We start from the raw sequence: 24,465 nt of genomic DNA on the forward strand, positions 1-24,465 counted from the left end.
ATTGAAAAGACTGAAGAGATTGAAGAGATCGCAATGACTCAACATTCCGCAACACGGTCCATGTTCGACCCGGCGCTGCTGCGCCCGGCGATCGTGGATTCGTTCAAGAAACTCACGCCGCGCACGCAGTTCCGCAACCCGGTGATGTTCTGCGTGTACGTCGGCAGCATCCTGACGACGATCCTGTGGATCGCGGCGCTTTCCGGCCAGGCCGAGGCGCCGTCGGGCTTCATCCTCGCGATCGCGCTGTGGCTGTGGTTCACGGTGCTGTTCGCGAACTTCGCCGAAGCGCTCGCGGAAGGGCGCTCGAAGGCGCAGGCCGCATCGCTGCGCAGCGCGAAGAAGGACGTGACGGCGAAGAAGCTCAACGAGCCGCATCCGAAGTCGCCGATCCGCATCACGAACGCGACCGAGCTCCGCAAGGGCGACGTCGTGCTCGTCGAGGCCGGCGACGTGATCCCCGCCGACGGCGAGGTGGTCGACGGCGTCGCGTCCGTCGACGAGTCGGCGATCACCGGCGAATCCGCGCCGGTGATCCGCGAATCGGGCGGCGATTTCTCGTCGGTGACGGGCGGCACGCGCGTGCTGTCCGACTGGATCGTCGTCAAGGTCACCGCGAACCCCGGCGAGGCGTTCCTCGACCGGATGATCGCGATGGTCGAAGGCGCGAAGCGCAAGAAGACCCCGAACGAGATCGCGCTGACGATCCTGCTGGTGGCGCTGACGATCGTGATGCTGCTCGCGACCGCGACGCTGCTGCCGTTCTCGATGTTCTCGGTCGAAGCGATGAAGGCCGGCCACGTGGTGACGATCACCGCACTGGTCGCGCTGCTCGTGTGCCTGATCCCGACGACGATCGGCGGCCTGCTGTCCGCGATCGGCGTGGCCGGCATGAGCCGGATGATGCAGGCGAACGTGATCGCGACGTCGGGGCGCGCGGTGGAAGCGGCCGGCGACGTCGACGTGCTGCTGCTCGACAAGACCGGCACGATCACGCTCGGCAACCGCCAGGCATCGACGTTCGTGCCGGCGCCGGGCGTGGCCGAGGAAGCGCTGGCCGATGCCGCGCAGCTGTCGTCGCTCGCCGACGAAACGCCGGAAGGCCGCAGCATCGTCGTGCTCGCGAAGGAGCGCTTCAACATTCGCCAGCGCGACATGGCGCAGCTGCATGCGACGTTCATCGGCTTTTCCGCGCAGACGCGGATGAGCGGCGTCGATCTCCCCGGCCGCGAGATCCGCAAGGGCGCGGCCGACGCGATCCGCGGCTACGTCGAGGCGCACGGCAGCCGTTTCCCCGAGGAAGTGCGCCGCGCGGTCGACGAGGTCGCGCGCCGCGGCAGCACGCCGCTCGTCGTGGCCGACCTGCATGACGGCGCGGCGCGCGTGCTCGGCGTGATCGAGCTGAAGGACATCGTGAAGGGCGGCATCAAGGAGCGCTTCGCGGAACTGCGCAAGATGGGCATCAAGACCGTGATGGTGACGGGCGACAACCGGCTGACGGCCGCGGCGATCGCGGCGGAAGCGGGTGTCGACGACTTCCTCGCGGAAGCGACGCCGGAAACCAAGCTCGCGACGATCCGCGAGCATCAGGCGGCAGGCCGCCTCGTCGCGATGACGGGCGACGGTACGAACGATGCGCCGGCGCTCGCGCAGGCCGACGTGGCGGTGGCGATGAACACCGGCACGCAGGCGGCGAAGGAAGCGGGGAACATGGTCGACCTCGACTCGAACCCGACGAAGCTGATCGAGATCGTCGAGATCGGCAAGCAGATGCTGATGACGCGCGGCTCGCTGACGACCTTCTCGATCGCGAACGACATCGCGAAGTACTTCGCGATCATCCCGGCCGCATTCGTGACGACGTACCCGCAGCTGCGCGTGCTCGACATCATGCACCTGACGTCGCCGGCGTCCGCGATCCTGTCGGCGGTGATCTTCAACGCGTTGATCATCGTCGCGCTGATCCCGCTGGCGCTGAAGGGCGTCACGTACCGGCCGCTCGGCGCGGCGTCGCTGCTGCGCCGCAACCTGCTGGTGTACGGCCTCGGCGGCGTGCTGCTGCCGTTCCCGTTCATCAAGCTGATCGACATGACGCTCGCTGCACTCGGCTGGGCCTGAGCCCGCCGTATTTGAAGGAACCATCATGAAAACGTTGATTCGTCCGCTCGTCGTGATCTTTGTCGTGCTGACCGCGGTGACGGGACTCGCCTACCCGGCCGTGATGACCGTGTTCGGCCAGGCCGTGTTCCCGTCGCAGGCGAACGGCAGCCTGATCGAGAAGGACGGCAAGGCGGTCGGCTCCGCGCTGATCGGCCAGCAGTTCGATGCACCGAAGTACTTCTGGGGCCGGCTGTCCGCCACGACGCCGATGCCGTACAACGCGACCGGCTCCGGCGGCTCGAACCTCGGCCCGCTGAACCCGTCGCTGGCCGACCAGGTGAAGGGGCGCATCGCCGCGCTGCACGACGCGGGCACCGACATGTCGAAGCCCGTGCCGGTCGACCTCGTGACGGCGTCGGCGAGCGGCCTCGATCCGGAGATCACGCCGGCCGCCGCCGCGTACCAGGTCGAGCGCGTCGCGAAGGCGCGCAACCTGGCGCCCGACGCGGTTGCGCAGCTCGTCGCCGCGAACACGACGGGGCGCCAGTTCGGCGTGCTCGGCGAGCCGCGCGTGAACGTGCTGAAGCTGAACCTCGCGCTCGACGCCGCGCAGGCCGCGCACTGATCGGGCACGCGAGAACCGGCGTCCGGCGCGGCCCGAGCCGCGCCGGACGCGTTTTTTCCCGACGGCGCTTGCGCCGTCTTTGCCTTTTGCGGCGATTTGGAACAACAATGCTCGTATTCGCGCGCATCCGGGCGCCTCGCCTTTCTGACGCATGAACCGTCCCGATCCAGACCAACTCCTCGACAAGCTGCAGCGCGATGAAGAAAAACAGCGACGCGGCCAGCTCAAGATCTTCTTCGGCGCATCGGCCGGCGTCGGCAAGACCTACGCGATGCTGCAGGCCGCGCGCCAGCGCATGCAGGAAGGCGTCGACGTCGTCGTCGGCATCGTCGAGACCCACGGCCGCGGCGAAACCGCCGCGCTGCTCGACGGCCTCGACGTGCTGCCGCTCGCCCGCATCGACTATCGCGGCCGCACGCTCGCCGAATTCGATCTCGACGGCGCGCTCGCGCGCCAGCCGCAACTGATCCTCGTCGACGAACTCGCGCATTCGAACGTGCAGGGCGCACGGCACCTGAAGCGCTGGCAGGACGTCTACGAACTGCTCGACGCGGGCATCGACGTGTACACGACCGTCAACGTCCAGCACCTCGAGAGCCTGAACGACGTGGTCGGCGCGATCACCGGCATCCGCGTGTGGGAGACCGTGCCCGACCGCGTGTTCGACGCGGCCGACGAAGTCACGCTCGTCGACCTGCCGGCCGAGGAACTGCTCGAGCGGATGCGCGACGGCAAGGTCTATCTCGCGCAGCAGGCCGAGCGCGCGGTGCGCAACTTCTTTCGCAAGGGCAACCTGATCGCATTGCGCGAGCTGGCGCTGCGCCGTACCGCCGACCGCGTCGACGCGCAGATGCGCGAGTATCGCGCCGACCGTTCGATCCAGCGCATCTGGCAGGCGCGCGAGCGGCTGCTGGTGTGCGTCGGTCCCGGCCCCGAGGCGCCGACGCTGGTGCGTGCCGCCGCGCGGCTCGCCGCGAGCCTGAAGGCCGACTGGATCGCCGTTTATGTGGAGACGCCGCGCCTGCAGCGGCTGCCCGACGCGCGGCGGCAGCGCACGCTCGACGCGCTGAAGCTCGCGGCCGAGCTCGGCGCGGAGACGGCCACGCTCGCCGGCGCCGACGCGGTCGCCGCGCTGATCGGCTATGCGAAGGTGCGCAACGTGTCGAAGGTCGTCGCGGGCGGCTCGCCGAAAGTCGGGCTTGCGCGCCGCTTCGTGCGGCCGTTCGGCGAGCAGCTCGCCGAACGCGCGGGCGACGTCGACCTGATGCTGATCCGCGCGTCCGCGAGCGACGAGGCGCGCGCCGCACCGCTCGACGCGCGGGCGCGCGACTGGCGCGACGCGTTCGCGCAGTTCGGCACGCACCGTTCGCCGCCGCGGCACTACGTGTACGCGGCCGCGATCTGCGCGGCGATCACGGTCGTCGCGAGCCTCGTGTCCGAGCGCCTCGATCTCACGAACCTCGTGATGCTGTACCTGCTCGGCGTGGTGTTTTCCGCCGTGCGGCTCGGGCGCGGCCCGGGCGTGCTGCAGTCGTTCCTGTCGGTGGCCGCGTTCGACTACTTCTTCGTGCCGCCGCGCATGTCGTTTTCGGTGAGCGACACGCAATACCTGCTGACCTTCTTCGGGATGCTGCTGACGTCGCTCGTGATCAGCCACCTGACGTCGACGCTGACGCGCCAGGCGAGCGTCGCGCAGCGCCGCGAACGCCGCACCGGCGCGATCTACGCGATGGCGCGCGAACTCGGGGCGGCGCTGACGACCGAGCAGATCGTCGAGATCGGCAGCCGCCACGTGGGCGAGGTGTTCCGCGCGCGCGTCGCGTTCCTGCTGCCCGACAGCGCGGACAAGGTGCGACAGAAGATCGAGGATCCCGACGCGGCCGTCACGCTGACGGGCGCCGATCTCGACAGCGACGTCGGCCAGTGGGTGTACGACCAGCAGAAGCCGGCCGGCCGCGGCACCGATACGCTGCCGGCCACCGCCGCGCTGTATCTGCCGCTGAAGGCGCCGATGCGCACGCGCGGCGTGCTCGCGGTTGCGTCGCGCGAGCCACATGAACTCGAGGTGCCCGAGCAGCAGCGGATGCTCGACGCCTTCGCCGCGCAGATCGCGCTCGCGCTCGAACGCGTGCACTACGTCGAGATCGCGCGCGACGCGCTCGTCAACATGGAATCCGAGCGGCTGCGCAACTCGCTGCTGTCGGCGATCTCGCACGACCTGCGCACGCCGCTCACGACGATCGTCGGCTTCTCGTCGATGCTCGCGAACGGGCGCGCGGCGGCCCAGGGCGGCGACGTCGTGGCGGCCGAACGGTTCGCGCAGCGGGAGGGCGAGCTGATCGACGCGATCCACGACGAGGCGCTGCGGATGACGGGCATCGTCACGAACCTGCTCGACATGGCGCGGCTGCAGGCCGGCAGCCTGCAGCTCAAGCGCCAGTGGTCGCTGCTCGAGGAAGCCGTCGGCGCCGCGCTGGCCGCATGCAAGCGCGTGCTCGCGCGCCATCCCGCGCGTGTCGCGCTGCCGCCCGACCTGCCGCTGCTGCAGATGGACGCGGTCCTGATGGAGCGCCTCTTCAGCAACCTGTTCGAGAACGCGGCGAAGTACACGCCGCCCGACACGCCGCTCGACATCGGTGCCGAGCGCGTGACCGACGACGGGCTGCCGTTCGTGCGCGTGCACGTCGACGATTTCGGCCCGGGCCTGCCGGCCGGGATGGAAACGCGCATCTTCGACAAGTTCACGCGCGGCGAGAAGGAATCGGCGACGCCGGGCATCGGGCTCGGCCTCGCGATCTGCCGTGCGATCGTCGAGGCGCACGGCGGTAAAATCGGCGCGCTCAACCGCACCGCGCCCGACGGTCGCGTGACGGGCGCGCGTTTCTGGTTCACGCTGCCGGTCGAGACGCCGCCGGCCGCGCCAGCCGTGCCCGACGACGAACCCGATGCGCCGGGCGCATCGTCCCCATCCGAGTCATTGCCAGACCATGAGTGAACCCAGCCTGACCGTTGTCCTGATCGAGGACGAAAAGCAGATCCGACGTTTCGTGCGCGCCGCGCTTGAAGAGGAGGAGATCGCCGTGTTCGAGGCCGAGACGGGCAAGCAGGGGCTGATCGACGCAGCGACGCGCAAGCCCGATCTCGTGATCGTCGACCTCGGCCTGCCCGATACCGACGGCCTCGACGTGATCCGCGAGCTGCGCGGCTGGTCCGAGGTCCCGGTGATCGTACTGTCCGCGCGCACGCAGGAAGAAGAGAAGGTCGCGGCGCTCGACGCGGGCGCCGACGATTACCTGACCAAGCCGTTCGGCGTGTCCGAACTGCGCGCGCGGATCCGCGCGCAACTGCGCCGGCGCAACCAGGGCGGCGCGAACGAGTCGCCCAAGGTGAGCTTCGGCACCGTGGTCGTCGATCTCGCGCTGCGCCAGGTGTGGCGCGACAACGAGATCGTGCACCTGACGCCGCTCGAATACCGGCTGCTCGCCACCCTCGTGCGGCACGCGGGGCGCGTGCTCACGCACCGGCAACTGCTGCGCGACGTGTGGGGGCCGTCGCACGTCGAGAGCCACCATTACCTGCGGATCTACATGGCGCACCTGCGCCAGAAGCTCGAGCTCGACCCGGCGCAGCCCGAGTACATCGTCACCGAGACGGGGGTCGGCTACCGGCTCGTCGGCGCCGCCTGACGGGCCTTGACGGCCGGCGGGGTTGCGCCGGCGCGACAGTCTCGCCGCCGACGCGGACGATGCACACTCGCCACTCATTCCCCGTTATCCTGACCGTTCCGGGAACGAAAACGAGGAGCGTGCAATGTCCGTCCGTCTGGTCGTCATCTGTGCGCTGGCGCTTGCTGCGCCCGGCGCGTTCGCCCAACCGCTGCCGCCGGGGCAACAGCCGCCCGCGCAGGCGTCGCTGGCCAATCCCGCCTCGGTCAACTGCGAGAAGCTCGGCGGTCGCCACGTGATCCGCAGCTTGCCGCGCGGGCAGGTCGGCATGTGCATGTTCAAGGACGGCCGCGTGTGCGAGGAGTGGGCGCTGTACCGCGACGACCGCTGCGTCGGCGGAGCCGCCGCGAAGCGCGTGTCGAACTGAGCGCCCCCGGCCGATCCTGCCCCGGGCCGGCCGCCGGCCGCGCGCCGCGTCTGTAAGCCTCTTGTTATACTCGGCGCCGCCCGGGGACGACCCCGGGCCATTCGCTTCAACGGGGACGGCCCCATCCGATACGGAGTGCGTCGAGATGGCGTGGGTATTGTTGTTGATTGCCGGTGTGCTGGAAGTGGCCTGGGCGGCCGGCATGAAATCGTCGGACGGCTTCACGAAGCTCGGTCCGTCGGTGTTTACGATCGTGACGGCGCTGGCCAGCTTCGGGCTGCTCGCGGTCGCGATGCGCCAGTTGCCGCTCGGCACCGCATACGCGGTATGGACGGGCATCGGCGCGGTCGGTGCGTTCGTGTTCGGCATCGTGATGATGGGCGAGGCGCTGACCGTCGCGCGCGTCGCGAGCGCGGCGCTGATCGTCGCCGGGCTGGTCGGCCTGAAGCTGTCGTCGGCCGCCTGACGTCCGCACCGGGTGCCGCACTGCGGAATTGCGCCGGCGGCCCGTCAGGCCTGTCTATAATGGAACGCATTCGGGCCTGAATGTTGCCGTGCCGCCGTTCGCGGCCGCGGCGCCGGCCGCCACGCGCCGCGCGGCCGGTCTGTCCGACCCGATCCGATCAATCGGCAAAGCGCACGGAAAGTGCAAGGAGAGGGCCATGATCGAAGCCATTTCGCTCGGCGCGGGGCTCGCGTGGGCGAGCGGCCTGCGCCTGTACCTGACGGTGCTGATCGCCGGCCTGCTGGCGCGGGTCGGCTGGCTCCATCTGCCCGACACGCTGGCCGTCCTGATGTCGCCGTGGGTCATCGGCGCGGCGGCCGTGCTCGCCGTCACCGAATTCCTCGCCGACAAGATCCCCGCGTTCGACTCGCTGTGGGATGCCGTGCACACCTTCATCCGCATCCCCGCCGGCGCCGTGCTCGCAGCCGGCGCCCTCGGTCATGCCGATCCGACCGTGCTCGCGGTCGCGGGGCTCGCCGGCGGTTCGCTGGCCGGCGCCGCGCACGTCGCGAAGGCCGGCACGCGTGCGCTGATCAACCTGTCGCCCGAACCGATCTCGAACTGGGTCGCATCGTCGACCGAGGACGGCCTCGTGGTCGGCGGGCTCGCGCTCGCGTTCTTCGTGCCGCTCGCGTTCCTCGTGCTGCTCGCCGCCTTCATCGCGGCTTCCGCGTGGGCGCTCCCGCGCCTGTGGCGCGGCGTCTCGGGCGGCTTTCGCGGGATGGCGAACCACATGGTGTCGCGACTCAACTCGATCGGGGGGAAGCGCGATTGAAGGAGCCGCAACACGCGGCGCAGCCGCCGGCCGGGCAATCCGGCCATGACGTGCGCGCGCATGCCGGCCGCTTCGGCCTGCACGACCTGATCCGCCAGGCCGCCCGGATGACCGCGCGCGACTGGCGCGCGGGCGAGCTGACGCTGCTGGTGCTCGCGCTGGTGCTCGCGGTCGCGGCGCTGACGAGCGTCGGCTTTCTCGCCGACCGGCTGCGCCAGGGGCTCGAGCGCGACGCGCGCCAGATGCTCGGCGCCGATTTCGTCGTGCGCGCCGATCGCCCCGTCGATCCGTCGTTCGACCGGCAGGCCCGCACGCTCGGCCTGCGGACCGCGACGACCGCGATCTTCCCGAGCATGATCGCGTCCGCCGCGCCCGGGCAGGGCGCCGACGCGGCGCCGTCGCGTCTCGCGGCCGTGAAGGCCGTGTCGCCCGGCTATCCGCTGCGCGGCGCGGTCGAGATCCTGCCGGCCGGCGCCGCCGCTGCGCAGAAGGCGGCCGCGATTCCCGCGCCCGGCACCGTGTGGGCCGATCCCGCGCTGCTCGATGCACTGCACCTGAAGGCGGGCGACACCGTGCGCGTCGGGCTGCGCACGTTCACGGTCGCCGCGTCGATCTCCCGCGAACTCGATCGCGGCTTCTCGTTCGTCAATTTCTCTCCGCGGCTAATGATGCGCGCGGACGAGCTTGCCGCGACGGGGCTCACCGGCTACGGCAGTCGCGTCACGTATCGGCTGCTGGTCGCCGGCGACCAGCAGGCCGTCGCGCGCTTCGAAACCTATGCGCACGAACGCGTCGATGGCGGGAAGCTGCGCGGCGTCGGTCTCGAGTCGTTGCAGGAGGGCCAGCCGCAGGTGCGGCAGACGCTCGATCGCGCGCGCCACTTCCTGACGCTCGTCGCGCTGCTGACCGCGCTGCTCGCGGCGGTCGCGATCGCGATGGCCGCGCAGCGCTACATGCGGCGCCATCTCGACGGCTGCGCGACGATGCGCTGCCTCGGCGTAAGCCGTCGCACGCTCGGTGCGCTGTTCGCGCTCGAATTCGCCGGCATCGGGATCGTGTCGGGTGCCGCGGGCGCGCTGCTCGGCTACGGCGGCCACTGGGCATTGCTGGCCGCGCTCGGCGGCCTGATCGACGTTGTGCTGCCGCCGCCCACGCTGTGGCCCGCGCTGATCGGCATGGGCGCCGCACTGGTGCTGCTGCTCGGCTTCGCGCTGCCGCCGCTCGTGCCGCTCACGCGGGTGCCGCCGGTGCGTGTGTTGCGCCGTGAATGGGGCGAAGCGTCGCGCACCGCGTGGGCCGCGTATGCGATCGGCGTCGTGCTGTTCGCGGGGCTGCTGATCGTGGCCGCCGGCGACCTGAAGCTCGGCCTGATCGTCGCGGGCGGTTTCGCCGGCGCGCTGGTCGGCTTCGCGCTGGTCGCGCGGCTCGTGCTGTTCGCCGCCGCGCGCGCGGTGCGCAATGCGCGCGTGGCCGCCGGCATCGGCTGGCGCTACGCGCTCGCGTCGCTGCAGCGGCGCGGCACGGCGAGCGCGCTGCAGATCACCGCGCTCGCGCTCGGGCTGATGTGCCTGCTGCTGATCGCGATCATGCGCAACGACCTCGTCGCGGGCTGGCGGCAGTCGACGCCGCCCGATGCGCCGAACCAGTTCCTGATCGACATCCAGCCCGACCAGCGCGACGACGTCGCGGCCTATCTGGCCACGCACGGCGTGCGCGACGCGGTGCCCGCGCCGATGGTGCGCGGCCGTCTCGTCGCGATCAACGGCAAGCCGGTGAATCCGGATGCCTACCCGTCCGACGAGGCGCGCCGGCTCGTCGACCGCGAGTTCAACCTGTCGTATACGACCGAGTTGCCGTCCGACAACCGGATCGTCGCGGGCAACTGGTTCGGCACCGCGGCCACACCGCAGATCTCGATCGAGGCCGGCCTCGCGAAGACGCTGAAGGTGAAGCCGGGCGATACGCTGCGCTTCGACGTGACGGGGCTGACGGTCGACGCGCCGATCACGAGCGTGCGCAAGCTCGACTGGGGCTCGTTCCGCGTCAATTTCTTCGTGCTGATGCCGCCGCCGGTGCTGAAGGATTTCCCGGCCGTCTACCTGACGAGCTTCCATTTGCCGGCGTCGGACGCCGCGCTGCTCGACCCGCTGATCGCGCGCTATCCGAACCTGACCGCGATCGACGTCGCGCCGATCCTCGCGCAACTGCAGCGGATGATGCTGCAGGTGGTCGGCGCGGTGCAGTTCCTGTTCGCGTTCACGCTCGCGGCCGGCGTGCTCGTGCTGTACACGGCGCTTGCCGGCTCGCGCGACGAGCGCGTGCGCGAGGCCGCGCTGCTGCGCGCGCTCGGCGCGTCGCGCGCGCAGGTGGTGGCGGTGCAGCGCGCGGAATTCGTCGTGGTCGGCGTGCTGGCCGGTGCGCTGGCGTCGGCCGGTGCGATCGCGGTCGGCTGGGTGCTCGCATCGCGCGTGTTCGACTTCCGGCTTGCCGTCGATCCGTGGCTCGTGCCGGCCGGCATCGCGGCCGGCGTCGCGTGCGCCGGTGCGGCCGGCTGGCTGAGCCTGCATAATGTGTTGCGGCGCCCCGCGCTGCAGTCGCTGCGCGACGCATGAGCGTCGCCGGCGGCCCCGAAGATCCCGTTTTCCGACTATCCGTATGACCGATGTGAATGACGATGCGCCGTCGCAGCCGACGGCGTTCGAGCTCGTGGGCGGCGAAGCCCGCGTGCGCGACATGGTGGACCGTTTCTACGACCTGATGGACCTCGAGCCCGAGTTCGCGGAGATTCGCGCGCTGCATCCGCAGTCGCTCGACGGCTCGCGCGACAAGCTGTTCTGGTTCCTGTGCGGCTGGCTCGGCGGCCCCGACCACTACATCAGCCGGTTCGGCCATCCGCGGCTGCGCGCGCGGCACCTGCCGTTCCCGATCGCATCGGTCGAGCGCGACCAGTGGCTGCGTTGCATGGCGTGGGCGATGGATGACATCGGGTTGCCCGAACCGCTGCGCGAGCGGCTCATGCATTCGTTCTACGACACGGCCGACTGGATGCGCAACCGGCCCGGTTGACCGACCGGTACGCCGCTGCCTGCGCGCAGGGCGATCTGCGTCTGGGCGCGCGTGCGGCACGGCGCGACACTGACCGTTTCCCGCAACGATACGAGGCTCGCCCGATGACGACACAAGCGCTGTTCCGTGAAGACGCGTACCTCACGCAATGCGATGCGGTCGTTCTGGCCGTCGGCGACGACGGCATCCGGCTCGACCGCACCGTGTTCTATCCGCTCGGCGGCGGCCAGGCCGGCGACACCGGCACGCTGACGCTGCCCGACGGCAGCACGATCGCGATTGCCGACACGCGCAAGGCGAAGTTCGACGGCGCGACGCCCGACGATGCCGTGCACGTGCCCGCACCGGGGCAGGAAGCGGGCATCGCGAGGCTGACGCCCGGCACGCGCGTGGCGGCGGAGATCGACTGGCTGCGCCGCTATCGGCACATGCGCCTGCATACGGCCGCGCACCTGATGTGCGCGGTGCTGCCGTATGGGGTCGACGGCTGCAGCGTGACCGCCGACTACGTGCGGCTCGATTTCGCGACGTCCGACGCGATCGACCGCGACGATGTCGAGCGGCGCCTCGCCGGCCTGGTCGCCGGCGCGCACCCCGTGACGACCGAGTGGATCACCGACGACGAGATGGCCGCGCGGCCCGACCTGGTGCGTACGATGAGCGTGAAGCCGCCGATGGGCCTCGGCCGCGTGCGGCTGTTGCGCATCGAGGCGGTCGACCTGCAGCCTTGTGGCGGGACCCATGTGCGCAACACGGCGGAAATCGGCGGGCTGCGGGTCGCGAAACTGGAAAAGAAGAGTGCGCGCACACGGCGCCTCGTACTGGAGTTTGCATGACGATCGACACGCCGAAGGCCGGCGCGGCTGCGCTGGACCCGCAAGCGCGGGAGATTCTCGATTTCTGGTTCGGCGAGCCGGGCTCGGCCGAATTCGGGCAGCAGCGCAAGGTCTGGTTCAACGGCGGCGCGGCCTTCGACGACCTGCTGCGCACGCGCTACGGCGCGCTGCTCGACGCGGCCTGCGACGGCGCCTGCGATCGCTGGGCCGTTTCGCCGGCGGGCGCGCTGGCGTTGATCGTCGTGCTCGACCAGTTCTCGCGCAATATCCATCGCGGCACGCCGCGCGCGTTTGCCGCCGATCCGAAGGCGCTGGCGCTCGCGCGCCGCGTCGTCGCGGACGGCTGGGACGCGCAATTGCCGAGCGGGCATCACCGCGTGTTCGCCTATCTGCCATTCGAGCATGACGAGTCGGCCGAGAGCCAGCGCGAGGCCGTGCGCCTGTGCGCCGGCATTCGCGACGAAGCGGGGTGCGCGAGCTATCACGGCTTCGCGTTGCTGCACGCGGCCGTCGTCGAGCGTTTCGGGCGCTTTCCGCACCGGAATGCGATTCTCGGCCGTACGTCGACCGATGAGGAAACAGCGTTTCTGCGGGAGCCCGGCTCGTCGTTCTGACGATCCGGGCGGCGTCGTGAGCGGCGGGCGCGCCGCTGCGGAGCCCGTGCGGGCGCCATGTCGTAGCGGTCGGGGGAGTCGGCCGGCGATGTGAGTTTCGCGGCGGCGCATCGTTCACGCAGCCCGTGTCGACCTTCGCCGGACATGGGCGTCGAGACAGGCACGGCGGCATGCCGTGCCGCCGTGTGTTACTGCAGGTGCTGCTCGGGCGTGCGCACGTAGACGCGCAGCAATTCCTCGTTGTCGCCGGGCCGCGCACCCGTCCAGAACAACTGCCATTCGCTGCCGGGCGCCGGATCGACGGCCCGCACGCCCTGGACGATCATCCAGGTGCAGCGCGTCGTATTGGCATTGTCGATCGGCATGTGCTGGATGCCGGAGAAGTAGTACAGCATCGGCGCTTCCGATTCGCCGAGCCCGTGCAGGCTCGCCATGCAGTCGCCGTCGTTCCATTCGAGCGCCAGATGGGCGTTCAGGTCGTCGAACACCGAGCGGTAGCTCTTCGCAACGTCGAGCCATGGCAGCAGCAGCGTATAGACGAGCCCCCATGCGACGAGTGCGCCTGCGCCCCACGACAGCGCGCCGCGCCACAGCCCCGTCAGGCGCAGCTTCGGCAGCAGCGTCAGCCAGCCGGCCGTCAGCGCGAGCGCGCCGATCAAGAGTGCGGGCTCGATCGGTATCGTCCAGTCGAGTGGCAGCCAGCGGCCGAGCGGCGCGAGATTCGCGCGCGACGCGGCCGGATCGGCCATGATCGCCCAGATGGCCCACGCGAGCGCGGCAACCGTGCCGAACAGGATGCGGCTCAGGTAATCCCATGCGAGATGCAGCCGGCGCGGCAGGCGTTCGATGGCCAGTGCGGCGACCAGCGCGAGCGGCGCGAAGAACGGCAGGATGTAGAGCTGTCGCGACGTCGCGGACACCTGCAGCACGACGAGCCCGATGCCCGCGAACATTACGGGCAACGCGATGCGGGGCGTGCGCCAGTCGCGCCACGCGCCGCGCGCGAGCGCGGCGATCGCGAGCGGCGCGACCGGGAAGCCGACCAGCAGGAAAGCACGCAGGATAAAGAGCGGTTTGTCGTTTTCCGCGCCCAGTACGGGGACGGAGAACCCGAAGAAGCGGCCGACGTTGTTATCCCAGAACCACGTCATGAACAGCGTCTCGGAGCGCAGAAACAGCGCGGTCGGCCAGATGAGCGCGAACGGCGCGAACACGAGCGCGGCGACGCCGAGCGAGCGCGCGAACGAGCGGGTGCGGCAGGCCGGGTACAGCACCATCGTGCCCGCAAGCGTGGCCGCGAACACGAGCGGTACGAACAGCCCCTTCGTCATCAGCGCGATGCCGACGCCCGCGCCGAAGATCGGCGCGGCCCAGCGGCTCGACGGCCGGACCGGCAGCCCGTGACGCATCTGCTGCGCGCGCGCGACGTGCTGCGTCACGAGTTCGAGCAGCCCGCAGAAGCCGATCGCCGTGCCCGCGAACAGCGCCACGTCCGTCATCATGTCGTGCGTGTGCTTGATGACAACGAGGGTGCCCGCGCTCAACGCGACCGGACCCATCACGCGCAGGTCCAGCCAACTGTCCGAGCGGCTGGCGACGCGGGCCGCGCGTGCGATGAAGCCGAACGCGAGCGCAGCGAACAGCGCACTCGCGAGCCGGGCCGCGTCGTGCAGCGGCATCACGCGCTGCAGCAGCCAGGCGAGGCTGGTCGCGACCCACGCGTAAAGCGGCGGCTTCTCCATGAACGGCAGGCCGGCGTTGGTCGGCACGACGAAGTCGCCGGTTTCGAGCATGTGCTGGATGATGCCGAACGTGTAGGTTTCGTCCTGCTTCCAGGGATCGTGGCCGAGCACGCCCGGCAGCGTGTACGCGCAGATCAGCGCGACGACGAGCAGCCACGCGCGCCAGCCGAGCAGGAGCGCGCGTTCGCGCGTGGCGCTGGTTGCGGCGTTAGCGGTCGCGGCGGGTGTGCCGGCGACGTCGAGCGTTGCAATGAGGTCGGCATCAGCAGTCGAACGGGTAGGCTGAGCCGGAGCGGGCACGGACGTGCGTCGCCGGCCGGGCGCTGCGGTTCCAGGCATGGAAGGAGTCTCGGGTCGAGTCGAGCGGGTCCGGCTACATGGGCAGGACCGGTAAGGGCCACATCAGGGGGCGACGGACAGGTGTTTTCAGGCACCTGTCTGATGTCTGGTAGTAAACCACGGAATTGTTACGGGGGCTTACTGAAACTGTCTCGAAATTGTGGAGATTTGTGGTGTCCTGACGACGGATTGCGTCCGGCGATGAAACTGGATGGACCTCGGCGCGGGATTACCGGCCGCCGCCGACGTCGAGCAGGGCGCCCGTCGTGTAAGACGCCGCGTCGCCGAGCAGCCAGACGATCGCCTCGGCGATCTCCCGCGCTTCACCCGCGCGACCGAGCGGCGTCGTGGCGCCGAGGCGGGCCGCCCGGCCCGGCTGGCCGCCGCTTGCGTGGATGTCGGTCTCGATCAGGCCGGGGCGTACCGCGTTGACGCGCACGCCGTGCGGGCCGAGTTCCTTCGCGAGGCCGATCGTCAGCGAATCGACCGCGCCTTTCGAGCCTGCGTAATCGACGTATTCGTTCGGCGAGCCGATCCGGGCCGCGATCGACGAGACGTTGACGATCGCGCCGCCGCGGCCGCCGCGGTCGGTGGACAGCCGGCGCGCGGCTTCGCGTGCGCACAGGTATGCGCCGAGCACGTTGGTGTCGAACATCCGCCGCAGCCGGTCGGCCGGCATGTCGGCAAGCGGCAGCGACGGCGCGACGATGCCGGCGTTGTTGACGAGCGCGTCGAGGCGTCCGAACGCCGCCGCGACGGTATCGAACATCTTGATGACGTCCGCCTCGTTCGCGACGTCGCCCGCGACGATGCACGCACGGCCGCCCGCGTCGCGGACTGCCTGCGCGGTGAGTTCGGCCGCCGCTGCGTCGCGCGCATAGTTGATGCCGACGTCCCAGCCGTGCTCGGCCGCCAGCACGGCGGTCGCGCGGCCGATGCCGCGGCTCGCGCCGGTGATGAGGACAGCCTTGCGGTCGGTGGGTGCGGTCATGGCGTACGGGTTTTGTCGAGGGTTACTTTGCCGAGTCGGGCGCCCACTTGTCGCGGGCGGGCGGCTGGTAGCGACGCAGCCGCTCGATCAGTTCGACGGGTTCCGATTCGACGCACAGTGCGTCGAAATAGGCCGGGCGCATGAAGCCTTCGTCGACCGTATGACGCAGCAGCGCGATCAGCGGATCGTAGAACGAGTCGATGTTGTAGAGCGCGACGGGCTTGCGATGATAGCCAAGCTGCGCCCACGTGTAGACCTCGAAGAGTTCCTCGAGCGTGCCGGCGCCGCCGGGCATCGCGACGAACGCGTCGGACAGGTCGGCCATCATTTTCTTGCGGTGGTGCATGTCGGGCACGACGTGCAGTTCCGACAGCCCCGTATGGCCCACTTCCTTGTCGACGAGCAGTTCGGGAATCACGCCGACCGCACGGCCGCCGGCCGCCATCACTTCGTCGGCGATCACGCCCATCAGGCCGACACGGCCGCCGCCGTAGACGAGCGTGAGGCCCGCATCGACGAGCGCACGCCCGAACGCACGCGCGGCGTCGGCATAGACGGGCCGCACGCCGGACGACGAGCCGCAGTAAACACAGACTGCCTTCATTGCTTGGCATCCTTGGCGGGCGCGTGCCCGCCGGCCGGCCGCGGCGAACCGTCGCGCGGCGGCAGATAATCGGTGAACTGGCGCTTCGGCAGCTTGCCGGAGACCAGATCGTCGAACAGCTGGCGCGAGCGGCCGCGCAGGTACGGCGCCATCACCGAGATCACGTGCATGCTGACCTGGTGCAGTTCCTCGCGGATCGCATCCTGGTCGTTGTATTTGCGCGGGTGCATCACGTACTGGTACGACAGCCAGTACGTCGAGATCACGGCCATGTTGGTGGCGATGACCTCGATCTCGGCGGGCGTCGCGACCATTTCGGTGTCCGACACGAGCAGCTCGCACATCTCGCGCGCGAAGCGCACCTTGTGGCTGATGATCTGCTTGAAGTGCGTCTCGAGCGTGCGGTTGCGTGCGAGCAGGTCGTTGAGGTCGCGATACAGGAACCGGTAGGTCCACATGAAATCGGCCATGTACTGCAGGTACGACCAGGTTTCGTCGATCGTCGGACGGTGATCTTCCGGGAAACGCAACCGCCGTTCGATCTGCTGCTCGAACTGCGCGAAGATGCTGTTGATGATGTCGTCCTTGTTGCGGAAATGGTAGTACAGGTTGCCTGGACTGATTTCCATTTCCTCGGCGATCGTCGTGGTCGTGACGTTCGGCTCGCCGATCTCGTTGAAGAGTTTCAACGACAACTCGAGAATCCGTTCGCGGGTGCGGCGGGGAGGTTTCGCTTCCATGTCGTCCGGCCCTGTGTGTGCCGGACTGGCGGGCGCTGCAATCGATGCTGCGTGATTCGTCCGGCGCGGGTTGCTGTTCTATGTCTAGCGGACGATTATAAACCGGGGTTTCGCAACATCGGGCGCATTTCGTGTTCGCGGCCCCGCGCGGCGCATGGTGCAGCGCCGCACGCGGGGCGGTGCGCGGCGTGCCCGCCGGGCTGTTCGCTAGAAGCCGAGCCAGCGTGCGACGACCGGGCCGAGCACGAAGCCCCACGTCGTCACGCACGCGAACAGCGCGACCGTCACGGCCGCACTGCCGAGATCCTTGGCGCGCTTGGAGAGTTCGTGGCGCTCGAGCGAGATGCGGTCGATCGCGGCCTCGACGCTCGAGTTCAGCAGCTCGACGATCAGCACGAGCAGCACCGACGCGATCAGCAGTGCGCGCGACGCGGCCGGCACCGGCGCGAATGCGCCGATCGGCAGCATCAGCGCGGCGAGCGTGAGCTCCTGCCGAAACGCGCTCTCCTCGCGGATCGCGACACGAAAGCCGTTCAGCGAATGCTTGAGCGCGAACCAGGCGCGCGTGATGCCGCGGTGGCGCTTGTACGGGTTCGGCGGCAGCGGCGTGAGTTGATCGTCGGGACCGAGCGGCTCGTGCGCATGCGCGTCCGCTTCGGCGTGCGGCTCTTCCTCGTCGAACGGGCGATGCCGTTGCGGCGTCGCGGCGGGGGGCGGGGTCTTGTCGTTCAGGTCTCGTTTCAAACGGCGGCACCTTCGGCTGGCGAGTACGCGGTCTTCGGCAGCGGCTTCAGATGCGACGCGAACTGCTCGGAGGCCGCGCGCCACGAAAAGCGTTCCGCCCAGGCACGCGCAGTCGTGCGTTCGATCTTCAGCGCCTCGAGGCAGGCTTCCTGCAGGTCCTCGTGCATCGCGCCGGCGTCGCCTTCGCCGAGCACGTCGATCGGGCCCGTCACGGGATACGCGGCGACCGGCGTACCGCAGGCGAGCGCCTCGAGCAGCACGAGGCCGAACGTGTCGGTGCGACTCGGGAATACGAACACGTCGGCCGCAGCATACACCTTCGCGAGCTCCGCCTGTGACAGCACGCCGAGATAATTCGCCTCCGGATAGCGCGACTTCAGTTCCGCGAGCGCGGGGCCTTCGCCCGCGACCCACTTCGAGCCGGGCAGGTCGAGACGCAGGAACGCCTCGACGTTCTTCTCGATCGCGACGCGGCCCACGTACAGGAAGATCGGCCGCGCGGTATTGAGCACCTTCGATTCCATCGGCCGGAACACGTCGAGATCGACGCCGCGGGTCCACAGCACGACGTTCGTGAAGCCGTATTTCTCGAGGTCCTGCTTGACGACCGGCGTCGGCGCCATCACCGCGAGCGACGGCCCGTGGAACCAGTGCAGGAAGCGGTAGGTCGCGGCCAGCGGGATGCCGAAGCGCGCCTGCACGTATTCCGGAAAGCGCGTGTGGTACGCGGTCGTGTACGGCAGCTTGCGCGCGCGCGCGTAGCGCCGCGCGGCGAGGCCGAGCGGGCCTTCGGTCGCGATGTGCAGCGCGTCGGGCGCGAACGCGTCGATCCGCGCGCGCAGCTTGCGGTACGGCAGGATCGACAGGCGGATCTCGGGGTAGGTCGGGCAGGGCACCGTGCGGAATTCCAGCGGTGTCAGCAGTTCGACGCGATGGCCGAGCGCCACGAGTTCGCGCGACGTGCTCTTCAGCGTGCGCACGACGCCGTTGACCTGCGGTTCCCATGCGTCGGTGACGATCATGATCTTCATCGCGGCATTGTCCTGTGAGTAGGGTTGTGTCAGGCGGTGGCCTTGGCCTTGCGCGACGGGGCTTCCGACGGTGCGCTGCGCATCACCGTCCAGTACACGATCTTCAGTTCGCCTTCCATCGTTTCCACGAGCGCGGACAGGCTTTCGACCCAGTCGCCGTCGTTGCAGTACAGCACGCCGTCGATGTCGCGGATCTCCGCCTTGTGGATGTGGCCGCACACGACGCCGTCGCAGCCGCGGCGACGCGCCTCGTCGGTCATCACGGTCTCGAACTGCGAGATGAAGTTGACCGCGTTCTTGACCTGGTGCTTCAGGTACTGCGACAGCGACCAGTACTGGAAGCCGAGCCGGCTGCGGATCCGGTTGAACCAGCGGTTCAGCACGAGGATCAGCGTGTAGAGCGTGTCGCCGAGGTACGCGAGCCATTTCGCGTGCTGGATCACGCCGTCGAACAGGTCGCCGTGCACGATCCACAAACGTTTGCCCGCGAGCGTCGTGTGGAACGCCTCGCCGCGCACGTGGATGTCGCCGAACGCGAGATCGCAGAATTGCCGCGCGCCTTCGTCGTGGTTGCCGGGGATATAGATGACCTGCGTGCCCTTGCGCGCCTTGCGCAGGATCTTCTGCACGACGTCGTTGTGCGCCTGCGGCCAGTACCAGCCCTTCTTCAGTTGCCAGCCGTCGATGATGTCGCCGACGAGGTACAGGTATTCCGAATCGTTGTGACGCAGGAAGTCGAGCAGGTACGGCGCCTGGCAGCCGCTCGAGCCGAGGTGGATGTCGGACAGCCAGATGGTGCGATAGCGATGCGTGGCCGAATCGGGGTCGTCGTGCTGCGTGGCGTGCCCGGCATGCGGTTCTTGCGACGCCAGGCCGTCGGCCGTGGCGGAATCGGACAGGAACGCGGTGGCGGCGCGTGCGCCGAGAGGGTGACGTAACAGTGAGGTCGCGGACGTTTTCTGGCCCATGCATGACTCGCGCCGGTTGACATTAACGGCATTCCGCCATGCGGGCGTGACTGTGCCGTGACAGTCACAAGACGTTCTTATTACGGCCGCTGAAGGGTGTTTGGCAGTGAATGCGCGGGCGTTGTGCGACCTGCCGAACGGAGCGGTCGGCGGTTGTCCGGCAAGGCCTGGGGCCGGATCGACGGAGCGGGGGAGCGGTTTTCGTCTGGCGAATGCGGCGCGTCAGCGCGGCATCGCAACGACGCGCGTGCGCGCGATCCGGTCGTGCGGGAACTGGCGGCCGGCATGCAGGCGGGCGGCGCCGGCCCACGCGACGATCCAGGCGGCGGTCAGTGCGAGCGTGACGGGCACCGACAGGCCGAGGAGCGGATGCAGCGCGAGCGGCGGCAGGAACCACAGCCAGCCGAGCGCGTAGCGCACGAGCGCGTGGCCCGCGCTCAGCGGCCGGCCGCTCGACGATTCGAGCCGCAGCCGCCAGGTCTTCATCGGCAGGGTCTGGCCGCCGTGCGTCCAGAACCAGACGAAATACGCGCCGACGACCAGCGCGATCCAGGCGGCGAGCAGGTTGTGGTGGACGAGGCCGTTGCGTTGCTGCGTCGCGAGGCTGAACGCGAGCCCGGCGAAGAACACCACGCCGAACAGCAGCACGCCTTCGTAGAGCAGCGCGGCAAGGCGCCGTCGTACGGACGGCGCGGCGGCGGGGGCAGCGGGCGCGCGGGCGTCGGCCACGGCCGCTCAGGAGCCCTTGAACAGCGAGGGCGCGTCGGCGGGCGACACCGGCGACACGGCGGCCGGCACGGATGCGGCGCCGGACGTCGCCGATGCCGGCACCGGTTGCGCGGCGGCACCGGCCGACGCGGGCGCCGGCACGGCGGCCGTGCCGCTCGCCGGATGTTCGTGCGAATTGACGAGGCGGCGCACGTCGCGGTCGGCGACGGTCGGCGGCGCACTGACGACGCTCGGCCGGCGGCGGCGCTCGGCAGCCGCGAGACGTTCCTTCTGTTCCTCGGGGAGCTGCTGGTACGCCTTCCAGGCGCGCTCGCGCGCCTGCGCGGACAGTTCCTTCGCGCTCTGGTAGTTCTCGCGCGCGACGCGACGCTGCTCGGGCGTCATCTTCGCCCATTCGGTCATCCGCTCCTGCAGGCGCTTCTGGTCATCAGGCGTCAATTTCGAGAAACGCGACGCGATCTTCAGCCATTTTCGCTTGCGGGCGTCGCTGAAGCCGTCCCACTGGTCGGCGAACGGCGCGAGCGCAGCATGCTGCGCCGGCGTGAGGCGCGCCCACGACAACGGGCCGGTGGCGGCCGGCAGCGGCAGCGGAGGGAGTTCGGTGGTCAGCCCGGTCGCGGCCGACGCGGGCGTGGCCGGGCTGTTGGCCGCGACGGCGGTCGTCGCGGGGGGCGGGTGAAATCGGGAGTACGTGGCGACGTAGGAAACGGCGATCGCGATCACGCATCCGAAAAATACGGCCAGGCCGCGCTTCTGACTCACCCGTGCGATCCCCTCGTTATTGTCTGTTAGTGAGCGCGCGAAAGATACGCGTTGAACCCGTGATCGAGATACGCGTTGAGCGGCAGGTCGTCGCTGAGCATCGCCGCGTCGATGTCGGCGAGTTCGGCGGTGCGCTGCATGTCTTCCCAGTAGGCGATGCCGACGAGCCCCGCGAGCAGCAGCGCGAGCGGCCACGCGCGCAGCAGGCGGCGAGCGAACGACGCCTGCGGGCGGTTCGCGGGCCCCGTGCCGTAGGCGCCGGGCGCGCCGGCGAAGGCCGGCACGAACACCGGTGCGGTCACGGCTTCGGGCTTCTTGCGCGCGAGCGCGGCCCGTCGGGCGACGGCCAGACGGTCGGTGGTCGCGGCAGGCAGGGCGGCCGCGCGCTCGTCCAGCGCGCGGCGCACCTTCAGCGCGAATTCGTGTTCTCGATTTGCGGGAGCGGAGCTCATAGCGTGATTCCTTTGGCCTTGAGCGCTTGCGCCAGCGTGTGGGTGGCTCGTGAGCAGTGCGTCTTGACGCTGCCTTCGGAGCACCCCATTGCGGCGGCAGTCTCGGCGACATCCATATCTTCCCAATAACGCATCAGGAACGCTTCCCGTTGACGTGCCGGAAGCTTCTGGATTTCTTCGTCGATCAGGGCCAGAACCTGTTCTCTTTCGAGCCGGTGCTCGCTGCTCTCGACGCCCGCATTGTCGTCCGCGGATTCGAGCGTTTCGAGGGGGTCGAAGTCGTCGTCGTCGGTGTTGTTCAGCGACGAGAAGAGCGTGACCCAGGTGTTGCGGACTTTCTGCCGGCGGAACCAGTCGTGGATCGCGTTCTGCAGGATCCGCTGAAAAAGCAGCGGCAACTCGGCCGCCGGCCGGTCGCCGTATTTCTCCGCGAGCTTGATCATCGCGTCCTGCACGATGTCGAGCGACGCATCGTCGTCACGCACGGCGTACGCAGCTTGCTTGAACGCGCGCCTTTCGACGCCCGCCAGAAAGTCGGCGAGTTCCTTGTCTGATGCCATTCCGTGAAGGTATGCGCTGCGGGCTGCTGCGTGTGAAAAAGGTCGAAAAATTTCGTAAAACCCGCGGATGCTATCAAATTTTCGTGCCGCTTGGCACCGGGTCGGGCGTCGTACGTTGCGCGCGAGCCGCGGCGGCGGGTGCCGGGCGGTGCCCGTGATGCACTGCGGGATATTTTGCTTGACGCCCCATGCACGACCCGCTATCGTCAACGATTCGCAACATGAAGTGATGGTCTCATTTGAGGCTGGCCCAAGAAGCCCGCCCTTCAAACTGGACGCGCCGCTTGAACCCGAGCCACAAGCCCGGCAGAGAGCACCCGATCAATTTTTTGCCGAAAATTCGAAAGGTCAACATGAACATGCCCAGCGCGGAATTCTCCACGTCGGAACCCCTTTCCCTTCCCGATAGCGACTCCATCGGCGGTACCGTGCTCATGAAGGCACTGGCCGACGAAAACGTCGAATTCATCTGGGGCTACCCCGGCGGCTCGGTTCTCTACATCTACGACGAGCTTTACAAGCAGGACAAGATTCAGCACGTGCTGGTGCGCCACGAACAGGCGGCCGTGCACGCAGCCGATGCGTATGCGCGTTCCACCGGCAATGTCGGCGTCTGTCTCGTGACGTCGGGCCCCGGTGTCACCAACGCGGTGACCGGCATCGCAACGGCGTACATGGATTCGATCCCGATGGTCGTGATCAGCGGCCAGGTGCCGACGGCCGCGATCGGTCAGGATGCCTTCCAGGAGTGCGACACCGTCGGCATCACGCGTCCGTGCGTGAAGCACAACTTCCTCGTGAAGGACGTGCGCGACCTCGCGGAAACCGTCAAGAAGGCGTTCTACATCGCCCGCACCGGCCGTCCGGGCCCGGTGCTGATCGACATCCCGAAGGACGTCTCGAAGACGCCGTGCCAGTACGAGCCCGTCAAGAGCGTGTCGCTGCGTTCGTACAATCCCGTCACGAAGGGCCATTCGGGCCAGATCCGCAAGGCGGTGTCGCTGCTGCTGACGGCGAAGCGTCCCTACATCTACACGGGTGGCGGCATCATCCTCGCCGACGCGTCGCGCGAGCTGAACCAGTTCGCGGACCTGCTCGGCTACCCGGTCACGAACACGCTGATGGGCCTCGGCGGCTATCGCGCGTCGGACCGGAAATTCCTCGGCATGCTCGGCATGCACGGCACCTACGAAGCGAACATGGCGATGCAGCACTGCGACGTGCTGATCGCGATCGGCGCCCGCTTCGACGACCGCGTGATCGGCGATCCGGCGCACTTCGCGTCGCGTCCGCGCAAGATCATCCATATCGACATCGACCCGTCGTCGATCTCGAAGCGGGTGAAGGTCGACATCCCGATCGTCGGCGACGTGAAGGAAGTGCTGAAGGAGCTGATCGAGCAACTGCAGACGGCCGAGCACGGCCCCGACACCGAGGCGCTCGCGCAATGGTGGAAGGACATCGAGGGCTGGCGCTCGAAGGACTGCCTGAAATACGACCGCGCAAGCGAGATCATCAAGCCGCAGTACGTGGTCGAGAAGGCGTGGGAGCTGACGGACGGCAATGCGTTCGTGTGCTCGGACGTCGGCCAGCACCAGATGTGGGCGGCGCAGTTCTACCGATTCAACAAGCCGCGTCGCTGGATCAACTCCGGCGGCCTCGGCACGATGGGCTTCGGCCTGCCGGCGGCGATGGGCGTCAAGATGGCGCACCCGGACGACGACGTGCTGTGCATCACGGGCGAAGGCTCGATCCAGATGTGCATCCAGGAGCTGTCGACCTGTCTGCAGTACGACACGCCCGTGAAAATCATTTCGCTGAACAACCGCTACCTCGGCATGGTCCGCCAGTGGCAGCAGATCGAATACAGCAAGCGCTATTCGCATTCGTACATGGATGCGCTGCCCGATTTCGTGAAGCTCGCCGAAGCGTACGGCCATGTCGGGCTGCGGATCGAAAAGACCTCGGATGTGGAGCCTGCGCTGAAGGAGGCGCTGCGCCTGAAGGATCGCACCGTGTTTCTCGACTTCCAGACCGATCCGACCGAAAACGTCTGGCCGATGGTACAGGCCGGCAAAGGCATCACCGAGATGCTGCTCGGATCGGAAGATCTGTAACGGCGCGACGCGCGCCGGCCCGGATGCGGCCGCCTTCACGAAGGGCGGTGCGGCACGCGGCGGCGCGCGGCGC

At 68.9% G+C, this 24,465-nt stretch carries 23 protein-coding genes; 12 read left to right on the forward strand and 11 right to left on the reverse strand.

The features are described 5' to 3' along the window. Positions 1-33: 33 nt before the first annotated feature. The 11 genes from kdpB (at position 34) to GQ57_RS11690 (ending at position 12,613) form a co-directional block, all read left to right on the forward strand. Positions 34-2,118 carry a potassium-transporting ATPase subunit KdpB gene (gene kdpB, locus GQ57_RS11640; protein ID WP_034197938.1) on the forward strand — a complete coding sequence of 695 codons (2,085 nt, stop codon included), beginning with the start codon at positions 34-36 and terminating at the stop codon, positions 2,116-2,118. A gap of 25 nt (positions 2,119-2,143) precedes the next feature. Next, a complete protein-coding gene (gene kdpC / locus GQ57_RS11645) occupies positions 2,144-2,725 on the forward strand; it encodes a potassium-transporting ATPase subunit KdpC (RefSeq protein WP_031401944.1) in 582 nt (193 codons plus the stop codon). Between the two features lie 151 nt (positions 2,726-2,876). Then, on the forward strand, positions 2,877-5,720 hold the full coding sequence (locus tag GQ57_RS11650) for a DUF4118 domain-containing protein (protein ID WP_034197939.1): 2,844 nt from the start codon (positions 2,877-2,879) through the stop codon (positions 5,718-5,720). After that, positions 5,713-6,411 carry a two-component system response regulator KdpE gene (kdpE, locus tag GQ57_RS11655; protein ID WP_031401942.1) on the forward strand — a complete coding sequence of 233 codons (699 nt, stop codon included), beginning with the start codon at positions 5,713-5,715 and terminating at the stop codon, positions 6,409-6,411. The genes GQ57_RS11650 and kdpE overlap by 8 nt, the downstream gene beginning before the upstream one ends. A gap of 124 nt (positions 6,412-6,535) precedes the next feature. Beyond that, the gene (locus tag GQ57_RS11660) at positions 6,536-6,817 is read left to right on the forward strand and encodes a DUF333 domain-containing protein (RefSeq protein ID WP_031401941.1); all 282 of its coding nucleotides are present in this window, start codon (positions 6,536-6,538) and stop codon (positions 6,815-6,817) included. Between the two features lie 145 nt (positions 6,818-6,962). Then, entirely contained in the window at positions 6,963-7,283 is a 321-nt protein-coding gene (gene sugE, locus GQ57_RS11665) for a quaternary ammonium compound efflux SMR transporter SugE (RefSeq protein WP_031401940.1), read from the forward strand. A 196-nt stretch (positions 7,284-7,479) separates the two neighbouring features. Continuing rightward, on the forward strand, positions 7,480-8,097 hold the full coding sequence (locus tag GQ57_RS11670; protein WP_031401939.1) for a DUF4126 domain-containing protein: 618 nt from the start codon (positions 7,480-7,482) through the stop codon (positions 8,095-8,097). After that, positions 8,094-10,709, forward strand: a complete 2,616-nt coding sequence (locus GQ57_RS11675) for an ABC transporter permease (protein WP_034197940.1) — start codon at positions 8,094-8,096, stop codon at positions 10,707-10,709. The genes GQ57_RS11670 and GQ57_RS11675 overlap by 4 nt, the downstream gene beginning before the upstream one ends. Positions 10,710-10,752: 43 nt before the next feature. Continuing rightward, positions 10,753-11,163, forward strand: a complete 411-nt coding sequence (locus GQ57_RS11680) for a group II truncated hemoglobin (RefSeq protein ID WP_031401937.1) — start codon at positions 10,753-10,755, stop codon at positions 11,161-11,163. 104 nt (positions 11,164-11,267) lie between these two features. After that, positions 11,268-11,999 (forward strand): alanyl-tRNA editing protein, encoded by a 732-nt coding sequence (locus GQ57_RS11685; protein ID WP_034197941.1) that lies wholly within the window; start codon positions 11,268-11,270, stop codon positions 11,997-11,999. Beyond that, complete coding sequence (locus GQ57_RS11690; RefSeq protein WP_031401935.1) at positions 11,996-12,613, forward strand: DUF924 family protein; 618 nt, start codon at positions 11,996-11,998, stop codon at positions 12,611-12,613. Before GQ57_RS11685 ends, GQ57_RS11690 begins: the two co-directional genes overlap by 4 nt. Positions 12,614-12,801: 188 nt before the next feature. Here GQ57_RS11690 and GQ57_RS11695 read toward each other — a convergent pair whose 3' ends face one another. From GQ57_RS11695 to GQ57_RS11745, 11 genes are all read right to left on the reverse strand, one after another. Beyond that, on the reverse strand, positions 12,802-14,694 hold the full coding sequence (locus tag GQ57_RS11695; RefSeq protein ID WP_034197942.1) for an ArnT family glycosyltransferase: 1,893 nt from the start codon (positions 14,692-14,694) through the stop codon (positions 12,802-12,804). A gap of 229 nt (positions 14,695-14,923) precedes the next feature. After that, positions 14,924-15,685 (reverse strand): SDR family oxidoreductase, encoded by a 762-nt coding sequence (locus tag GQ57_RS11700; protein ID WP_031401933.1) that lies wholly within the window; start codon positions 15,683-15,685, stop codon positions 14,924-14,926. 22 nt (positions 15,686-15,707) lie between these two features. Beyond that, positions 15,708-16,289 carry a TIGR00730 family Rossman fold protein gene (locus tag GQ57_RS11705; protein ID WP_031401932.1) on the reverse strand — a complete coding sequence of 194 codons (582 nt, stop codon included), beginning with the start codon at positions 16,287-16,289 and terminating at the stop codon, positions 15,708-15,710. Continuing rightward, the gene (locus GQ57_RS11710) at positions 16,286-17,029 is read right to left on the reverse strand and encodes a TetR/AcrR family transcriptional regulator (protein ID WP_031401931.1); all 744 of its coding nucleotides are present in this window, start codon (positions 17,027-17,029) and stop codon (positions 16,286-16,288) included. Before GQ57_RS11710 ends, GQ57_RS11705 begins: the two co-directional genes overlap by 4 nt. 207 nt (positions 17,030-17,236) lie before the next feature. Further along, the gene (locus GQ57_RS11715) at positions 17,237-17,773 is read right to left on the reverse strand and encodes a diacylglycerol kinase (protein ID WP_034197943.1); all 537 of its coding nucleotides are present in this window, start codon (positions 17,771-17,773) and stop codon (positions 17,237-17,239) included. Beyond that, on the reverse strand, positions 17,770-18,804 hold the full coding sequence (locus GQ57_RS11720; protein ID WP_031401929.1) for a glycosyltransferase family 4 protein: 1,035 nt from the start codon (positions 18,802-18,804) through the stop codon (positions 17,770-17,772). Before GQ57_RS11720 ends, GQ57_RS11715 begins: the two co-directional genes overlap by 4 nt. Before the next feature lie 29 nt (positions 18,805-18,833). After that, positions 18,834-19,772, reverse strand: coding sequence for a UDP-2,3-diacylglucosamine diphosphatase (locus GQ57_RS11725; RefSeq protein ID WP_031401928.1), 939 nt, complete (start codon positions 19,770-19,772; stop codon positions 18,834-18,836). A gap of 222 nt (positions 19,773-19,994) precedes the next feature. After that, positions 19,995-20,501 carry an RDD family protein gene (locus GQ57_RS11730; protein ID WP_034197944.1) on the reverse strand — a complete coding sequence of 169 codons (507 nt, stop codon included), beginning with the start codon at positions 20,499-20,501 and terminating at the stop codon, positions 19,995-19,997. Positions 20,502-20,507: 6 nt separating this feature from the next. Continuing rightward, positions 20,508-21,263, reverse strand: a complete 756-nt coding sequence (locus tag GQ57_RS11735; protein WP_034197945.1) for a DUF3106 domain-containing protein — start codon at positions 21,261-21,263, stop codon at positions 20,508-20,510. A gap of 26 nt (positions 21,264-21,289) precedes the next feature. Continuing rightward, the gene (locus GQ57_RS11740; RefSeq protein WP_031401925.1) at positions 21,290-21,715 is read right to left on the reverse strand and encodes a DUF3619 family protein; all 426 of its coding nucleotides are present in this window, start codon (positions 21,713-21,715) and stop codon (positions 21,290-21,292) included. Beyond that, entirely contained in the window at positions 21,712-22,275 is a 564-nt protein-coding gene (locus GQ57_RS11745) for an RNA polymerase sigma factor (RefSeq protein ID WP_021162797.1), read from the reverse strand. The genes GQ57_RS11740 and GQ57_RS11745 overlap by 4 nt, the downstream gene beginning before the upstream one ends. Positions 22,276-22,628: 353 nt before the next feature. Here GQ57_RS11745 and GQ57_RS11750 point away from each other — a divergent pair, with 353 nt between their 5' ends. Next, positions 22,629-24,392 (forward strand): acetolactate synthase 3 catalytic subunit, encoded by a 1,764-nt coding sequence (locus GQ57_RS11750; RefSeq protein WP_031401924.1) that lies wholly within the window; start codon positions 22,629-22,631, stop codon positions 24,390-24,392. The last annotated feature ends 73 nt before the right edge of the window (positions 24,393-24,465 follow it).

It is taken from the genome of Burkholderia sp. MSh2, from assembly GCF_000731655.1.
Classification (GTDB): Bacteria; Pseudomonadota; Gammaproteobacteria; order Burkholderiales; family Burkholderiaceae; genus Burkholderia; species Burkholderia paludis.

Bases quoted from the DNA above. Each gene is read 5' to 3' on its own strand.
- kdpB (WP_034197938.1), top strand. From the start codon at position 34: ATGACTCAACATTCCGCAACACGGTCCATGTTCGACCCGGCGCTGCTG.
- kdpC (WP_031401944.1), top strand. From the start codon at position 2,144: ATGAAAACGTTGATTCGTCCGCTCGTCGTGATCTTTGTCGTGCTGACC.
- GQ57_RS11650 (WP_034197939.1), top strand. From the start codon at position 2,877: ATGAACCGTCCCGATCCAGACCAACTCCTCGACAAGCTGCAGCGCGAT.
- kdpE (WP_031401942.1), top strand. From the start codon at position 5,713: ATGAGTGAACCCAGCCTGACCGTTGTCCTGATCGAGGACGAAAAGCAG.
- GQ57_RS11660 (WP_031401941.1), top strand. From the start codon at position 6,536: ATGTCCGTCCGTCTGGTCGTCATCTGTGCGCTGGCGCTTGCTGCGCCC.
- sugE (WP_031401940.1), top strand. From the start codon at position 6,963: ATGGCGTGGGTATTGTTGTTGATTGCCGGTGTGCTGGAAGTGGCCTGG.
- GQ57_RS11670 (WP_031401939.1), top strand. From the start codon at position 7,480: ATGATCGAAGCCATTTCGCTCGGCGCGGGGCTCGCGTGGGCGAGCGGC.
- GQ57_RS11680 (WP_031401937.1), top strand. From the start codon at position 10,753: ATGACCGATGTGAATGACGATGCGCCGTCGCAGCCGACGGCGTTCGAG.
- GQ57_RS11685 (WP_034197941.1), top strand. From the start codon at position 11,268: ATGACGACACAAGCGCTGTTCCGTGAAGACGCGTACCTCACGCAATGC.
- GQ57_RS11690 (WP_031401935.1), top strand. From the start codon at position 11,996: ATGACGATCGACACGCCGAAGGCCGGCGCGGCTGCGCTGGACCCGCAA.
- GQ57_RS11695 (WP_034197942.1), bottom strand. From the start codon at position 14,694: ATGCCTGGAACCGCAGCGCCCGGCCGGCGACGCACGTCCGTGCCCGCT.
- GQ57_RS11700 (WP_031401933.1), bottom strand. From the start codon at position 15,685: ATGACCGCACCCACCGACCGCAAGGCTGTCCTCATCACCGGCGCGAGC.
- GQ57_RS11705 (WP_031401932.1), bottom strand. From the start codon at position 16,289: ATGAAGGCAGTCTGTGTTTACTGCGGCTCGTCGTCCGGCGTGCGGCCC.
- GQ57_RS11710 (WP_031401931.1), bottom strand. From the start codon at position 17,029: ATGGAAGCGAAACCTCCCCGCCGCACCCGCGAACGGATTCTCGAGTTG.
- GQ57_RS11720 (WP_031401929.1), bottom strand. From the start codon at position 18,804: ATGAAGATCATGATCGTCACCGACGCATGGGAACCGCAGGTCAACGGC.
- GQ57_RS11725 (WP_031401928.1), bottom strand. From the start codon at position 19,772: ATGGGCCAGAAAACGTCCGCGACCTCACTGTTACGTCACCCTCTCGGC.
- GQ57_RS11740 (WP_031401925.1), bottom strand. From the start codon at position 21,715: ATGAGCTCCGCTCCCGCAAATCGAGAACACGAATTCGCGCTGAAGGTG.
- GQ57_RS11745 (WP_021162797.1), bottom strand. From the start codon at position 22,275: ATGGCATCAGACAAGGAACTCGCCGACTTTCTGGCGGGCGTCGAAAGG.
- GQ57_RS11750 (WP_031401924.1), top strand. From the start codon at position 22,629: ATGAACATGCCCAGCGCGGAATTCTCCACGTCGGAACCCCTTTCCCTT.